This is a genomic window from Actinomyces sp. oral taxon 170 str. F0386, from assembly GCF_000195595.1.
In the GTDB taxonomy this organism is placed as follows: domain Bacteria; phylum Actinomycetota; class Actinomycetes; order Actinomycetales; family Actinomycetaceae; genus Actinomyces.
In genome coordinates, this window is record NZ_GL882541.1 from 1 (window position 1) to 15,548 (window position 15,548).

Annotated in this window: 13 protein-coding genes; all 13 read right to left on the reverse strand. The window is 69.4% G+C overall.

All coding sequences use genetic code 11. The features are described 5' to 3' along the window. Positions 1-118 precede the first annotated feature (118 nt). The 13 genes from HMPREF9056_RS07995 to HMPREF9056_RS08055 all read right to left on the reverse strand — a co-directional run bounded on the left by HMPREF9056_RS07995 (position 119) and on the right by HMPREF9056_RS08055 (position 15,087). Positions 119-832 carry an NUDIX domain-containing protein gene (locus HMPREF9056_RS07995; protein ID WP_050793023.1) on the reverse strand — a complete coding sequence of 238 codons (714 nt, stop codon included), beginning with the start codon at positions 830-832 and terminating at the stop codon, positions 119-121. Between the two features lie 11 nt (positions 833-843). Beyond that, complete coding sequence (locus HMPREF9056_RS08000; RefSeq protein ID WP_009404216.1) at positions 844-2,658, reverse strand: CTP synthase; 1,815 nt, start codon at positions 2,656-2,658, stop codon at positions 844-846. 69 nt (positions 2,659-2,727) lie between these two features. Then, complete coding sequence (locus HMPREF9056_RS08005; RefSeq protein WP_034514303.1) at positions 2,728-3,891, reverse strand: glycosyltransferase family 4 protein; 1,164 nt, start codon at positions 3,889-3,891, stop codon at positions 2,728-2,730. Next, complete coding sequence (gene murJ / locus HMPREF9056_RS08010; RefSeq protein WP_009404226.1) at positions 3,888-5,570, reverse strand: murein biosynthesis integral membrane protein MurJ; 1,683 nt, start codon at positions 5,568-5,570, stop codon at positions 3,888-3,890. The genes HMPREF9056_RS08005 and murJ overlap by 4 nt, the downstream gene beginning before the upstream one ends. Continuing rightward, entirely contained in the window at positions 5,570-6,475 is a 906-nt protein-coding gene (locus HMPREF9056_RS08015; RefSeq protein ID WP_009404228.1) for a hypothetical protein, read from the reverse strand. Before HMPREF9056_RS08015 ends, murJ begins: the two co-directional genes overlap by 1 nt. Before the next feature lie 104 nt (positions 6,476-6,579). Beyond that, on the reverse strand, positions 6,580-7,509 hold the full coding sequence (locus HMPREF9056_RS08020) for a copper transporter (protein WP_009404232.1): 930 nt from the start codon (positions 7,507-7,509) through the stop codon (positions 6,580-6,582). A gap of 57 nt (positions 7,510-7,566) precedes the next feature. Beyond that, positions 7,567-8,772 carry a putative cytokinetic ring protein SteA gene (gene steA, locus HMPREF9056_RS08025; protein ID WP_009404234.1) on the reverse strand — a complete coding sequence of 402 codons (1,206 nt, stop codon included), beginning with the start codon at positions 8,770-8,772 and terminating at the stop codon, positions 7,567-7,569. After that, entirely contained in the window at positions 8,769-10,631 is a 1,863-nt protein-coding gene (recN, locus tag HMPREF9056_RS08030; protein ID WP_009404237.1) for a DNA repair protein RecN, read from the reverse strand. The genes steA and recN overlap by 4 nt, the downstream gene beginning before the upstream one ends. After that, the gene (locus HMPREF9056_RS08035) at positions 10,628-11,506 is read right to left on the reverse strand and encodes an NAD kinase (RefSeq protein WP_009404238.1); all 879 of its coding nucleotides are present in this window, start codon (positions 11,504-11,506) and stop codon (positions 10,628-10,630) included. The genes recN and HMPREF9056_RS08035 overlap by 4 nt, the downstream gene beginning before the upstream one ends. 116 nt (positions 11,507-11,622) lie before the next feature. Next, positions 11,623-12,495, reverse strand: coding sequence for a TlyA family RNA methyltransferase (locus tag HMPREF9056_RS08040; RefSeq protein WP_009404239.1), 873 nt, complete (start codon positions 12,493-12,495; stop codon positions 11,623-11,625). A gap of 1 nt (position 12,496) precedes the next feature. Continuing rightward, positions 12,497-12,751, reverse strand: coding sequence for a hypothetical protein (locus tag HMPREF9056_RS08045; RefSeq protein WP_009404240.1), 255 nt, complete (start codon positions 12,749-12,751; stop codon positions 12,497-12,499). Positions 12,752-12,838: 87 nt separating this feature from the next. Beyond that, a complete protein-coding gene (locus HMPREF9056_RS08050; RefSeq protein ID WP_009404241.1) occupies positions 12,839-13,939 on the reverse strand; it encodes an HAD-IIA family hydrolase in 1,101 nt (366 codons plus the stop codon). Then, complete coding sequence (locus tag HMPREF9056_RS08055) at positions 13,936-15,087, reverse strand: hypothetical protein (protein ID WP_314210646.1); 1,152 nt, start codon at positions 15,085-15,087, stop codon at positions 13,936-13,938. Before HMPREF9056_RS08055 ends, HMPREF9056_RS08050 begins: the two co-directional genes overlap by 4 nt. Positions 15,088-15,548: the final 461 nt, after the last annotated feature.

Sequence of the window (15,548 nt, forward strand, 5' to 3'; positions counted from 1 at the left end):
TGTACATACCTCTAGGTACAGAACGCAAGAAGCCTATGACAATATGTCAGGGATCTCCATACAACTGGCTATCACCACCAGCCATCACCTTGATGGTTGGCAGCACCTTGAGATTGTGCTACAGAGTCTCTGGGCTCCGCAGCCAAGGGGCGTCGGCGGGGCGCAGCTCGGCCCAGCCGCGAGCGCGGGCCTGAGCCGTGGCCAGGACTCCGAGCACGGTGGAGGGATTGTGCAGGCGTCCGTCCATGACGGCGTCGATAGCCTCATCCAGGCGCACCCAAGTGGGTACGAACTCGGCCTCCTCGGCCTCGCGCGGAATGCGCCGGTCCTCGGGCAGCAGGCTCAGGTCCTGGGCGAGGAAGATCCGGGCTCCTTCTGTGGTGAATCCGGGTGAGGCGTAGAACTCGGCCAGCGTGTTCCAGGTGGCCGCGGTGTAGTCGGTCTCCTCGGCGAGCTCGCGGGCGGCGGCCACGGCGGGCTGCTCCCCGGGGACGTCGAGCAGCCCAGCGGGAATCTCCCACAGCGATGCCCTTACTGGATGACGGTACTGGCGCACCATGAGGATCTCCGGGGCACCGTCGCCCTGGGAGGAGTCCTCACCCGCACGCAGGGCGACGACGGCGACGGCGTCGTGGTGGACGACGACCTGGCGGGCCACTGGCTCCTGGCCGGGCCCCAGGCGCACGTGATCGGCGTCGACGGCGAAGATCGGCCCGGACCAGACCCGCTCACTGGAGACCAGCTCCCGACCTGACTCGCGTACGTCGACGAGCCTGCTCGTGTCGCTCACGACGTCATCGTTCTTGGCGGCGCTGCTGTCCGTCCTGTCCACGCCCGGCTCCTTCACTCGTTGTCCGCGTCATCGCTGCGCGCATCGGCGTACTTGATGGTATCGCCGTTATCGCTGTTGGCACCGGTGAAGCGCTCGGCAGGCTCATCGCTTGGGACAACATGTTCCTCACTCCGGTGAGAGGCGTAGACCTCCCGACGATGATCCAGTCCTGCGCGCACAAGCGCGGTGAACAGCAGGTGGGCTCGGGTGGGGCGGGACCGGAACTCGGGATGGGCCTGGGTGGCGACGTAATAGGGGTGCTGGCTGCAGTCGAGCTCAACGAACTCAGTGAGGCGGCCGTCCGGGGAGGTACCGCTGATGTGCAGGCCCACCGAGGCCAGACGCTCCCGGTAGCCGTTGTTGACCTCGAAGCGGTGGCGGTGGCGCTCACTGACCTCATTGGTTCCATAGGCCTCGGCGACGATCGAACCTTCCGTCAGAACCGCTGGGTAGGAGCCCAGGCGCATAGTGCCTCCGAGGTCCCCGTCACCGTGGATGATCTGGCGCTGGGAGTCCATGGTGGCCACGACCGGATCAGGAGTGTCAGGCTCCATCTCAGTGGACGAGGCAGCACTCAGGCCCAGGAGACTGCGAGCGGCCTCGATGACCATGCACTGCAGCCCCAGGCACAACCCGAGGGTCGGGACGCGGTGCTCTCGGGCCCAACGCAGAGCGCCGACTTTGCCCTCGATCCCACGCACGCCGAAACCTCCTGGTACGACGATCGCGTCGACGCCGGCGAGGGCCCGCTGGGCTCCCTCAGGCGTCTCGCAGATATCGGAGGCCACCCAGCGGATGTCGACGCGGGCGTGGTTGGCGAGGCCGCCGTGACGGATCGCTTCGGAGACGGACAGGTAGGCGTCGTGCAGGTCGACGTACTTGCCTACGAGCGCCACCTCAAGGCGGTGCCTGGGGGCGTGGACGCGTTCGAGCAGGCTGTTCCACTCGGTCCAGTCGACGTCGCGGAAGGTCAGGCCCAGTCGCTGGACGAGATAGGCATCCAGACCCTCGCGGTGGAGGGTCGGAGGGACCTCATAGATGCTGGCGGCATCCTTGCACTCGACGACGGCGTCGCGGTCGACGTCGCACATGAGTGCCACTTTGCCCTTGATGCCCTCCGGAAGGGACCGGTCTGTGCGTAGGACGAGGGCGTCGGGCTGAATCCCGATGTTGCGCAGTGAGGCCACCGAGTGCTGGGTGGGCTTGGTTTTGAGTTCTCCAGCGGCGGGCAGGAAGGGGACGAGGGACACATGGACGAAGGCGACGTTGTCGCGCCCCAGATCGGCGCGCACCTGTCTGGCGGCCTCGAGGAAGGGCTGGGACTCGATGTCGCCGACGGTGCCACCGATCTCAGTGATGATGACGTCGGGGAGGTTGCCGTCGTCGTCGGGCTCGGCCTGAGCGCGCATGACTCGCTTGATCTCGTCGGTGATGTGCGGGATGACCTGGACGGTGTCGCCGAGGTACTCTCCGCGCCGCTCCTTTGCGATGACGGTGGAGTAGACCTGTCCGGTAGTGGCGTTGGCCTTGCCGGAGAGGTTCACGTCGAGGAATCGCTCGTAGTGCCCGATGTCGAGGTCGGTCTCGGAGCCGTCGTCAGTGATGAAGACCTCGCCGTGCTGGAAGGGGTTCATCGTGCCGGGGTCGACGTTGATGTAGGGGTCCAGCTTCTGCATGACAACGCTGATGCCGCGGGCCCGTAGGAGCCGCCCGAGGCTAGCAGCGGTCAGTCCCTTGCCGAGGGAGGAGACGACGCCGCCGGTGACGAAGACATGGCGCGGTACGGGGACCTGGGTGGGCTGAAGACGTGAGGCTGCGTTGATCACGGAGTTTCAAGGTAACAGGCCCGGCGAAACCTGCCCGACGCACCAGCGTCCCGCCCACGTCATCCGCGCTCAGTCCTGAGCCAGAACCGCCTGACGCAGCTGGGCGGCCAGGTCATCGTGGCCGGGCAGCTTTTGCGCGGCCTCGCGCGCGTTCTGCTGGGCCCGGGAGCGGGCCTCAGGGTCGGTCAGGAGCGTGGCGAGTGCATCGGCGATGGCGCGGGCTTCGGGGGCGACGAGGACGGCTCCTCCTCTGGCGGTGACGGCGGTGCCGCCGACGTCAGTGGCCACGATCGCGACGCCGGTGCGCAGAGCCTCCTGGATGGTGAGGGGCTGGCCCTCCCACAGGCTGGTCTGAACGACGACGTCGGCGGCCTCCATGAGACCGGTTGCGTCGGTGCGCCGGCCCAGGAGACTAACGGGAAGATGCTCGGCGGTAATGCGTTCAGCGGCCTTCTCCCGACCGGGGCCGTCTCCGGCCAGGGCCCAGGCGAAGGCGGGCAGACGACCGGCATCGACCTCGTAGGAGAGGATCGCGGCGGCGTCGAGCAGGAGAGGCAGGCCCTTCTGTGGGGCCAGGCGGGCAACGGTCAGGACACGGGCACTGTCCTGTGGCCAGGCACCCTCCGGTGCTTCAGGGGCCGGGGAGCTTGCATCGGAGGGGGGCTGCGCGGCCGGAGCGGGGATGACGGCGAGCTCGACGCGTGGGGCGCCGAGATCCTTCGCGCGCTCGGCCAGGTCGGGGCTGACGGCCAGGACGAGATCGGCGCGCGAGGCGATGAGCCCTTCGAGCCCCTCCCCTACCAGGCTGGTCAGGCGACCTCCGACAGTGAGGTTGTGGAGGGTGACAACCAGCCGGGTGCGACCACGCCGGCGTCGCCCCAGGGCGAGGGCGGCCAAAGCACCGGCGCGCAGGCCGTGGGCGTGGACGGCGTGGGCTCGGCGCCCCAGTCGTCGCAGCCTGGCCACGGCCAGGGTGTCGCCGATGCTGGGGCGGGGGCCGATCTCAAGCGCCTCGGCGCGGGCAGGAGCAACATCCAGCCCGTCCAGGACGGAGACGGGGGCCTCGACGATGACGTCATGACCGTCAGACGCCAGGATCCGGGCACAGTCGGCCAAGTGGGCGCGCACCCCTCCGGCGGCCGATCCGCTGACCTGGAGAATCCTCAGGCGCCCGGTGTCCTGGCTCTGTGAGGTACCGGCCTCGTTCGAGCCGCTGACGGCGCCGGCGCTCATGTGCTCTCCTTCCCGTTCGCGTCCTTCTTGTCTTCCTTCTCAGTGTCTTGCCCAGTGCTCGTTGCCGGTGGCTGGGTGCCGCGCACCGTCCGCAGGAGGCTGCGGTCGGCTAGGTGGATCGCCGCCAGGACGATACCGGCGGCTGCGGCGGCTCCCGCCACAGCGGTCAGAACTGCCAGGGTCAGGGAGGCGACATGGATGGTTGCCACCCGGACAACCAGGCCTGCGGCAAGGGCCACCGGAAGCCCGGCGGCGAGGGCCGTGAGGACCGGGCGCAGCACCCGGACTCCCATGATGCGGGCCAGGGCTGTCAGCAGGCCGACTCCCGCAACCGTCATCCCCACGGTGGTGCCTACTCCGAGTGCAACGAGGGTGGCTCTGCCGTCCCCGCCCGACGGCGCCATAAGGCGCACGCATGCGGCGGAGGCCAGTGCGACCGTCAGCCATCCCGCCGCAGTGGCGTGGGCGGCGGGCCGGGAGCGGTCGGCGGCGAAGAGGACCCGGGTGACCTGGTAGATAAGGGCGTACCCGATCAATCCTGGGGCCAGGACGGCCAGGGCCTGCCCCATCCCATCGACCTGTTTGAAGGAGAAGAAGCGCTCGGCGGCGTCGCTGGCGGCCAGGAGCATGGCCGTCCCGGCGACGGCGACGGCGGTGACCAGAGCGGTCGAGGTGGCGACGAGACTGGTGACGGCACTGTCCGCGCCGGCGGTGCCGGACGCGGCCCGCTGGTGGACGGCGGCCTCGAAGGCTGCAGTGAGGCGGGGGTAGAGGACGGTGGCCACCGGGACGGCCAGCACCGCGTAGGGAAGGACGTAGACGGCCTGCGTGTACTGGTAGACGGCCGCCGTGCCGGTCTGTCCGCCCCAGCGGGCCAGGGCCAGGACCGCCAGGACACTCAGCTGCTGAGCCAGAATCGTCCACACTCCGGCCCCGCCCAGGCGCAGCGCCCGCCGGGCCTGGGCGCCTCCCAGCATTAGGGTGGGGCGCAACCCCAGTCCCAGCCGGTGGACCGGCCACAGCAGCGGCAGGCTGAGTGCTGCCACTCCGAGGGTCGTTCCCCATCCGAGGATCTGCAGGGCGGGGCCGGAGGCCGCGTCGTCGCCGTCGGCCAGCGCCCCGTAGAGGCCGTAGGTCGCCATGACCACGAGGCTGGAGAGCATGGGGGTCAGGGCGGGCCAGGTGAAGCGGTTGTGGGCCTGGAGGACACCGGTGAGGACGACCGCCACCCCGTACATGGGCACCTGGAGGGCGAACATGCGCAGGAAGGACGCGACGAGCTCGTGCTGGAGAGCTGGGTCCACGCCCTGGGAGGTGGGGAAGAAGGCGGCGATCGGGGCGGCGAGGACGATGAGGATCAGGGACAGCGGGGTTAGGACGGCCAGGACCAGGCCGAGCAGCCCGGAGGCGGTAGCGGTGACCTCCTCGCGCCTGCCCGCGGCAATCGGGGCGGTCAGGAGGGGGACGACGGTGGCCGCCAAGACCCCGCCGACGACGACCTCGTAAAGGGTGTTCGGGAGCTGATTGGCGGTGGTGTAGGCGCCCGCCACCGTACCGGTGCCGACGGTGGCCGCCTGGACGAGCCAGCGCAGAAAGCCCAGGACGCGGGAGACGAGGGTCAGGCCAGCGACTGAGCCGGCTACCGAGAGCAGGCCGCCGCGACGTTGCTGAGCCGTCATCAGGGTCGGCGCCCCAGCCCGTCGAGCGCTGCCAGGACCGGCGTGTTGGCAATGACTCGGGAGAAGGAGACCTTTTCGCTGGCCAGGATGAGACCCACGCCGCTCACGGCGGCTCCGGCGCGCACAGCTCGGCCGGGGTGGCAGGCCAGGGCGGTTCCCAGCAGGGCGCCGACGGCGTTGGCCCCGGTGTCGCCCAGCATCGTGTTCTCCAGCAGGTCCTCGGGCAGGGCCATGAGGCTGACGCCCAGGGTGCCCGCGGCCAGCAGACGGGTGGGTTCGCCGTCGCGCCCGGGGGTGGTCAGCAACGGCGCACTCACGATGGAGGCAGTCTTGAGGGCTCTCCCTGGGCGCAGGTCGAGGAGGTTGAGCAGATTCGCCCAGGAGGCGATGACGACGGCGCTCGAGGCGGCGTCGACAGCTGTTGCCGCCAGGGGGCGCCCACCGACGCCCTCACTGCGGTGACGGGACAGCAGGACCCCGCCGATGAGGGCCCCCGAGCCGATGACGGCGATCTTGAGGGCTCCGGTGGTGACGCGTCCGTGAGCGAGAGCGCTCAGGTGGCCCTTGAGCCCCTTGGCGGGAGTGCCGCCGTCGTGGGCGCCGGCGTCGAGGTCGTCCACCAGGCCGGCGCACCCTCCGGCGGCCGCCGCGAGGGCGGCGGCGAGTCGCACCCGTGAGCCGCTGCGCAGGAGACGGCCGGTCTCGATGGCGGCCATGACGGACCCGGCGGCAGCTCCAGCTCCTCCGCGCAGGCTCACGGTGCGGCCGTGGAAGTTGGTGCGCTCGAGTCCTTGGGCGATGGGGGCCAGGGAGATGGACCAGGACAGGGTGACGCCCGCCGCCCTGATCCCCACCTGCGCCAGGCGTCGGGCGCAGGCGCATACTCGCGTGATCGTGCCAGCCATGGTCTTAGCCTAAGGCAGAGGGGCAGTCGATCGCCGTGACGGCGCCTCTCGACGAGGTCGAGCCTCTGAGCTGCTGGGGCCTCCGCGGCTACCGGGGCCACCCGCTACTTGGTCACCGGCGGCATGACGGCGTCGGCGCCCTTGTCGAATCCGTAGTGGCCGATGGTGCCGGCCTGGGTGGAGGCCAGGGCCAGAGGCGCGGAAACCGAGGCAGCGACCTGGCCGACGGAGTCGATGGTGGTGACCTTCGCGTCCTCGGAGCGGATGACGGCGACGACGTTGTCCTCGCCGTCGGCGGACCCGATGACGACTGTCGGCGCTCCTGATGCCGTACCGGCCAGGGACCTGGACCAGACCTTGGGGTCCTGACCCGGCGAGGCCTGGACCGTGGCGCCCTTACCCGAGGATGCCTGCGGACGGGGCCCCACGACAACAATCATCTCGGCCGGCGCAGTGGGCGTGGAGTCCACAGTGACGAACGGTGTGCCGGAGGTGTCGACGGTCAGCAGGTCCATGAGGGCGCGGGAGGAGTCGTCGTTGCCGGTGAGCGCCTTAGCGAGGCCCTCGCCCAGGATCCCGTTGGCGTCCTTGGAGCCGGCGCCGCCCAGGTGACCCTGGATCTGACCGGAGAAGGTGGAGCGGTAGCTCTCGCGGGACAGGTCCACCCAGGTGGTGGTCAGACTGACCCGACCGGTGACAGTGGCGCCGGCGGTCTTGAGCTGGGTGGCGACGGCATCGGCGTCCTCGGCCTTGGCCTCGGGCAGAAGCACCAGGGCGACGTTCTTGGATGCCAGGGTCCCAGGCAGGAGACTGCTGGCGGCCTGGGTGATGTAGGAGTCGCGCTCGTTGACGGCCGTCTCGGTCTGCTCAAGCTTGGTCTGGGTGGCGTTGCGGTCCTCGCGCAGGGCGGTGACCTGGTCGTTGAGCGCGGTCCCCAGCGAGTTCTGCAGGGGGCCGGCACCCAGCACGACACCGACGGCGAGGGCCAGGAACACGGAGATGAGCGATACCAGGTGATAGCGGAAGTCGATCATGGTTGAGACCTTGGAGATGACCGTGAGAGGGACTGCCTCTCGGATGGGCGGGAGTCGTTAGACGGTGGGTGAGTTCGGGGCCAGACCCACAAGTGAGCGGAAAAAGTTGACGATGTCGTCCCACACGGCGCCGGACAGTCCCAGGAAGGTCTGTCCGCCCGGGGTAGCCATGAGGGCGATGGCCAGGGCGAAGGTGCCTGACAGAGCCAGGAGCAGCAGCCACCAGCCCGAGATTCGGGTGCGGTAGAGCTGGGAGACGCCCTTGGCGTCGATGAGGCGGCCACCCACCTTGAGTCGGGTCAGGAAGGTCGAGGACATGCCTGCGCGTCCCTTGTCGAGGAACTCGAGCAGGGTGGCGTGCGTACCCAGGGCCACGATGATCTCGGCACCGGCCTCGTCGGCCATGAGCATGGCGATGTCCTCGCTGGTGCCGGTGGCGGCGAAGACGTGATGCTCGACCCCGAGCTCCTCGACGTGCGCCAGGCCGGGAGCCCGCCCGTCGCGGTAGGCGTGGACGACGATCTCGGCACCGCAGGTGAGCGCCTTGTCGGACACCGAGTCCATGTCTCCCACGATCATGGCCGGCTTGAAGCCGGACTCCAGGACGGCGTCGGCTCCGCCGTCGACACCGATGATGACGGGCTTGTACTCGCGGATGTAGGGCTTGAGCGCCTGGAGGTCCTCCTTGTAGGAGTAGCCGCGCACGACGACCAGGACGTGCTTGCCGCTCATATGCGTGGACAGCGTGGGCATGCCGACGCCGTTGAGGAGCAGGTCCCACTCGCCACGCATGTACTCCATGGTGTTGGCGGCGAAGGCCTCCAGCTGAACGGACAGCCCCTTCTGAGCCGTCTCCATGGCGTCAGCAACGGTCTCCTTGGTCTGAACCGAGCCCTCGGCGATGACCTGCTTCTTGCCGTCAACACGCACGGCGCCGTCCTCGACGGTGATGCGCTGGCCGTCGTGCAGGCGCATGATGTCGGGGCCCAGGTCGTCCACGAGCGGGATACCGGCGTCGAGGAGGATCTCCGGACCGAGGTTCGGGTAGCGTCCGGAGATCGATGCGGCGGCGTTGAGAACCGCAGAGGGACCGCACTCGACCAGCGCCTCAGCGGCCACCCGGTCGATGTCGGTATGGTCAATGACGGCGATCTCACCGGGATGAAGGCGCTTGGTGAGCCTCTTGGTGCGGGCGTCGACACGGACGACGCCGCTGGGCTGCTCGGAGACAGACGCAGACTTTCTGCGGAAGGGATTCCTCACGGCCCGGATTGTCCCACGACTGCTTCCTGGAGAAGCTCAGCGGCGTGCCGGACCGCGGCCTGGGAGTCCTCGTGCCCGGACAGCATCCGGGCCAGCTCGCGTTCTCTCTCCTGGCCTTCAACGACGAGGACCTGGGTACGAGTGCGTCCCGGACCGGACTTTCTCACACTTTGCCGGGACTCGTTCGAGACTCCCCGGGATGCCGAGGCGGGCCCGGAGGCAGAGAGCTCTGTGGGCTGCGGAGTCGGCGGCTCGGCTCCTGAGTCGCCGACGGTCTCCTTGCGCACCACGAGGTGGGTGTCGGCCCACGCGGCCACCTGCGCCAGGTGGGTGACCACAATGACTTGGTGGTGGCGCGCCAGACGCGCCAGACGCCGGCCGATCTCCCTGGCGGCGCGGCCTCCTACACCGGCATCGATCTCATCGAAGACGAGAGTGCGGGTGTGGGTGGAGGGACGCGCGGAGGCAGCGGCATCGGCGAGTACCACCTCCAGCGCCAGCATGATGCGGGACAGCTCCCCTCCCGAGGCTCCCTTGCCCAGGGGCAGAGCGGGGGCGCCGGGGTGGGAGACGAGCTCGAGGGCCACGTTCTCAACGCCGGTGGGGCCGGGCTCATCGAGCCGTTCCAGTGAGACGACGAGCCGGGCCCCCTTCATCTCCAGGCCCTCGAGCTCTGCGGTGACGGCCTGCTCCAGCTGCTCGGCGAGCAACCGTCTCGCACGGCTCAGCTCGTTGCCGACATCGGCCAGCGCCCCGTCAGCAGCCGCTAGGCGCTCGGCCAGGACGGTGGTGGTGTCCTGGGGGCCATCGAGCTCGGCCAGGCGTGCGGCGGCGCGCTCGCCCCAGGCCAGGAGGGCGTCGACGTCGGCGAGCTGCACCTGGGGCCCGCCGATCTCCCGGCAGGCTCGTGCCAGCTCGCCGCGGCGGTCCTGGACCTGAGCGAGGCGGGCGGGGTCGGCGCTGAGAGACGACAGATACCCACCCAGCTCTGCTGCGATGTCGGCGGCGTCGATGCCCAGGCGCTGGGTGCGCGCGGCCAGCTCAGCCAGGACTGGGTCGCGGTCGGACTCGGTGATAAGGCTGCGATGCGCGTGGGCGATCAGTGAGACGACATCGGGCTCCTGGCCGGTGGCGGACTCCTCGCCGCTCAGGGCGGTGCGGGCCACGGTGGCGGCCCTGCGCAGGTCCTCGGCGTGGTCGAGCCGTTCGGCCTCCGCCGTCAGGTCCCGGTCCTCGCCGTTGCGGGGGTCGATCTCCTCCAGAGCCTCGAGCCAGGTGCGCAGCTGCGCCACCTCAGTCGCCCGGGCCTGGGCGGAGGCCTGCCACTCCTGGAGCTCCTGGGCGACCTTCCGGCGTTCCTGGTAGGCCTGGGAGTAGCGGCGGCACAGTGCGGCGTGGTCGGGACCGCCCAGGGAATCCAGGGCGGCGCGCTGGGCCGCGGCCGAGCGCAGCCGCAGCTGGTCGGCCTGACCGTGGACGGAGACCAGCCTGCCGCCCACCTCACTGAGGACCGAGGCAGGAACTGAGCGTCCGCCCAGGTAGGCGCGCGAGCGACCGGAGAAGGGGACCGTGCGAGAGGCCAGCAGGAGGTCGTCATCAAGATCGCCTCCGGCCTCGATGGCTCGGGCCGCGGCACGCGAGTCGGGATCGACCAGGAAGGCGCCCTCGACCAGGCTGCGCTCGGCACCCGTGCGCACGATGGTGGTCTCGGCACGTTGTCCCAGCAGCAGCCCCAGGGAGGTGAGCACCATCGTCTTACCGGCGCCGGTCTCACCGGTCAACGCGGTCAGGCCGCGGCTGAGAGGGAGGTCAGCCTCCTCAATGACACCGAGGTCCTCGATGTGCAGGGACTCGATCACGCCGTCCCTCCCGAGGAGCTCTCATCGGCGGAGGCGGAGGCCCGCCAGCCCTCCACGGGTAGGTCGAACTTGCGCACCAGGCGGCTGGCGAAGGGGGCCTGGTTGAAGCGAGCCAGGCGCACCGGGCGCTGCGCCCGGCTGACCCGGATCCGGGCACCGACGGGTACGTCCAGACTGCGCCTGCCGTCGCACCAGATCTCGGCGCCTCCGAAACCTGCTCGTTGGACAACGACCTCCATGCACGACTCGGGTCCCAGGACCAGAGGGCGGGTGAACAGGGCGTGCGCGGCCACCGGCACCAGGAGAAGGGCCTCGACCTCGGGCCAGATGACGGGGCCGCCGCAGGAGAAGGCGTAGGCGGTCGAGCCTGTGGGCGTGGACATGATGAGGCCGTCGCAGCCGAAGGAGGAGACGGCCTGGCCGTCGACACCGATGGCGACCTCCAGCATGCGGGCGCGGTCCCGCTTCTCCAGGGCAGCCTCATTGAGGGCCCACTCGCGGGTGATGGTCCCATCCGGGGAGACGACCTCCACGTTCAAGGTGGTGCGGGTCTCGACCGTGAAGCGGCCTGCGACGAGGTCGGCAACAACCTGCTCGATACCGTCGGGGTCGGCCTCGGCCAGAAAGCCGACGTGCCCGGTGTTGATCCCCACCAGGGGGATGTCGCGTTCACGAGCGGCCTCGAAGGCTCGCAGGATCGTGCCGTCACCGCCGAGCACGAGAACGAGGTCGACGTGGTCGGTGCACTCCGGGCCGACGGGTTCGACACCGTGGGACCGCAGCGCCGCCGAGGCCCGGGCCACAGCGGTGGCCGTGGGAGCACTGGGCCGGGGGACGGGGACAGGCTTGTCGTTGAGGTCGCGCTGCAGCAGCATGACGCGCGAGATCCTCCGGCGGCGCGGCTCCGTTCCCACATGCTCCGAGGTCTGACGGCGGCCGGCTGACTCAGCCGGCCTCGTCGCAGCGCTGGTGTCTGAAGGGCTCGGCTTGTTCATGAGTGGGTCCTCGTTCTGCTTCGTCGGTAGGCGCTCGCGGCGGGGCCGGCGGCGACGGCGTCCTCGACCTGCGCGCGCAGCTCGTCACCACGCAGGTCCTCAGGGCTACCGGCACGGGAGGCGTGCATGTTCAGGAAGTACTCGACGTTACCGGCAGGGCCCGGCAACGGAGACGCAGTCACCGCATCGACTCCCACTCCCAGGCGTTGGGCCCGCTCGGCCACGGTCAGGACCGTCTCCACGTGAAGCTGCGGGTCACGTACCACTCCCCCGTGCCCGATCCGGTCCTTACCCACCTCGAACTGGGGCTTGACCATGAGCAGGAGGTCGGCGTCGTCTGCTGCGGCCCGCAGCAGAGGCTCGAGCACCAGGGTCAGGGAGATGAAGGACAGGTCGCCCACCACCAGGCCTGGGGCCGGAGCGACATCCTCAGGAGCCAGCGTACGGATATTGGTACGGTCCAAGGCGGTGACTCGGGAGTCTGCACGCAGGGACCAGGCCAGCTGCCCGTAGCCCACGTCGACGGCCACGACGTGCTCGGCGCCACGCCGCAGGAGCACGTCGGTGAAGCCCCCCGTGGAGGCACCCGCGTCCAGGCAGCGGCGGCCCTCGATGCGAGGGGCCAGGCCTCGCTCCTCCAGCGCATCCAGCGCACCGGCAAGCTTGTGGGCTCCGCGTGAGACGTAGTCGTCTGCGCACGGGGTGAGTATCTCGATGGCCTGAGCCGGGTTCACCTGACGGGCGGGCTTGGTGACCACGACGCCGTCAAGGGTGACGTGCCCGTCGGTAATGAGGGTCGCAGCGTGTGTGCGGGAGCGGGCGAGCCCACGGCGCACGAGCTCGGAGTCGATGCGGATGAGCCGGGCCATGTCAGCCTTCCGCCTCGTGCAGGACGGAGGCGAGCTCCTCATGGATGGCGGACAGGGCGGCGGCACGCTCCTCCAGAGGCATCTGCTCGATCTCGGCGAGCTCATCGGCGTAGTCGGTGAGACCACGGGAAGCCGTCAGAACGGCGTCGGCTCGCGGGGGCGCGGGCACCGGCGGCTTAGGAGCGGCCGGACTCGCAGGCCCCACCATCTCCGGCGCTTCGTCTCGCACCTCGGTTTCCGGCTCGTTGGGGCTCATTCCTGACTCACCTCGACATCGTTCACGTACGTACTGCTGCTGTGCCTCTTTCCCTGCTGCGGAGTGTTCCCGACCCCGGTCGGATTCTCAGGGCGCGACGACCTCGATCTGAGGAAGATCCAGCTCAGGTACCTCGCCCCGATCCTTCTGCGCGTCGGCCCAGTCCCAGGCGGCCGCGGCCAGTGCCCGGTAGGAGTCCAGGTCGATGCGCACAGGGCCGCCGTCCGGAGAGGTCACAGGTCCCTCTTCCCGGAGCTCGAGCCCGGAGCCGACGACGCGGGCACGACGGCTGCCGACCTGCCACCACTCCTGGCCGTCCTGCACGACTCGCACGGGCTCGGGATGGGGCTCGGTCAGGCCGCGCAGGTCGGTGTGGAGGAAGCTCGGGCGCTCGGTGGCCGGGGCGGTGATGACGTCGCGGGCGTCGGAGACGCCAGTGAGGACGTGAAGCCCGGGAATCCCTGCGGCCCGGGCGCCGACGTGGTCGGTGTTGAGACGGTCCCCAACGGCTAGCGGCCTGGTGCCGCCGGCGCGCTTGAGGGCTCGCGTGTAGATCCCGGGGAAGGGCTTGCCCCCTGCCAGGGGCTCCTTGCCCGAGGCGCTGACGACGGCGGCTACGAGGCTGCCGTTACCCAGGGCGAAGCCCCGCTCGGTCGGCAGCGTGGCGTCGAGGTTGGTGGCCACGTGAAGGGCACCAGCGTTGATGGCGTAGACGCCTTCGGACAGCAAGGCCCAGTCGACTGCCGGGTCCCATCCCTGGACGACGGCGACCGGCCGGTCCTGCGCACTGCCGGTGACATGGAAGCCCTCATCCAGGAGGGCCTGCCGGACGCCGTCGCCGCCGAGCACGAGGACCGTGGAACCGGGCTCGATATGCTCGGCGAGCATCGCAGCGGCGTCCATGGCGGCGCTGAAGATCTCCGATGCCTCTGCGGCGATGTCATTGGCCGCGAGCTTGTCCACAACCGTCTGAGGAGCCCGGGAGGCGTTGTTGGTGACGAAGGACAGGCGCATGCCAGCGGCACGAGCGGCGTTGACGTTGTCCGCGGCGTAGGGCACCCGGGCCTCACCGGCGAAGCAGACGCCGTCGAGGTCCAGCAGGGCGACGTCGTAGGCGGTGCACAGCGGCTGCTCACTCCCCAGCAGGACGGCAGGAGCGGTGGCGGGACTCTGATCGGGCTGGGTCATCGGGATTCCTCAAAGGCGTTATCAGTAGGCTCGATAGGCGTTGTGTCAGCCGGGTCATCTGAGGAGACGTCGGCGGCCTCCAACAACTCGGCCATCTCCGCCTCAACACGCTCGGCGAAGGACTGCGGCCACTCGGCGTCCTCGTCGTGGTCGACGACGGGTCCGTCACCAGGTTCAAGGTCTGAGGACTCATCCACAGAAGTCTCACCCGCCGGGGCGAAGGGCTCGGTGGCCCCAGGCCCACCGTCCGTCCCATGATCGGGATCCGCAGCGGACTCGACTTCGGAGCTCTTCGGGGACCCCTGATCCTGGACCTGTGAGTCGTGGTCCTCCTCGATGTCGAAGACCTCGATCTCGTCCTCCTCGGCCGGCTCGGGACCGATACGTTCACGGATGGCTTCAGCCTCCTGGCGGCGGCCGAGATCCTCAAGCCGGTCGGCGCGCACGGAGTGCAGGCGCCTGAGAGTGTCGCTGTCGGAGGGACGGGCCCGGATGGCGTCCTCAATGACGATGAGCCCGAGGTCGGTCTGGCCCATCTCGTGACGAAGGCTGGAGACGACCATGGCGAGCTCGGCGCGCTCGATCTCGTCGAGCTGACGCGGATCGGTTGCCTTGGCGGCCTGAAGCGCCTTGTCGACGTGCCCCAGTGCGCGCTCGCAGTCGACCTCAATGGCCCGGTGGAGATCGAGGCCGGATAGTCGTCTGGCGGCTCGGATCTCCCGAAGCGCCTCACTGTAGTGGCCGGCGAGGTAGGCGCATATGCCGGTCGTCTCCCGTACGACGGCGACGCGGCCAGCATGGGAGGCGGCGTAGCGTGCATGCTCATAAGCTGCCTGAGGATCGTCGTTAAGCAGCCGCTGGGCCATCACCAGGTGGCGAGCAACGTTCTCGGCATTCGCACGGCCCAGGGCGCGCAGCTCGTTCCTGGCGCCTCGCTCCAGATCTGCGGGCTCGACGTCGTCCGGGATGCTGGGTTCGGGAATGCGCTGACGCTGCGGCGGGCGACCTCGACGATCATCCCGCCTGTCCCGAGACGCCTTCCTCTCGGAGTGGTCGCTGAAGCGCCCCGGCCTCCTGCTGCCGCGGTCAGGCCGTCTGTCACCGGAGCCCCCATCACGACGCCGTTCACCGCGCGAGTCATCACGCACCCGGTACTCGTCGTGAGAGCCGCGTTCGTCATGAGTCGGGCGCTGGGAAAGCTTCTGCGCATTGAACGAACCGCCGTCTCGCCCGGAGCCGTAGCCACGGCGAGACCGGTCATCATCCTGTTCGAAGCGCTTGCGTCGACCGAAGCCATGACGTTCGCCTTCCCGACGACGCCGACCTGAGTCTCCGTGGTCCGAGTGGTGCCGACGGTCCTGATACGCCATGGTCCTTCTTTCGCTCCGGGACTGCCGCCAGTTCCCCCGCTGTCCTTGGTTGCCTGAGAGGAGCCTACCTGGACCACAGCCCAGTGGCGTAGCGAGACCCGGCAACACGAGTGTGGCGCACAGCGCTCGAGACCGCATGATTCAGTCCTCATGGCTTCGCAAATACATTTCCCGTTGCTCGAGGAATGCTGACGGAAAGAAGCGTCGGGCTCGTTCCCAGCTGTGGCTGGGAACGAGCC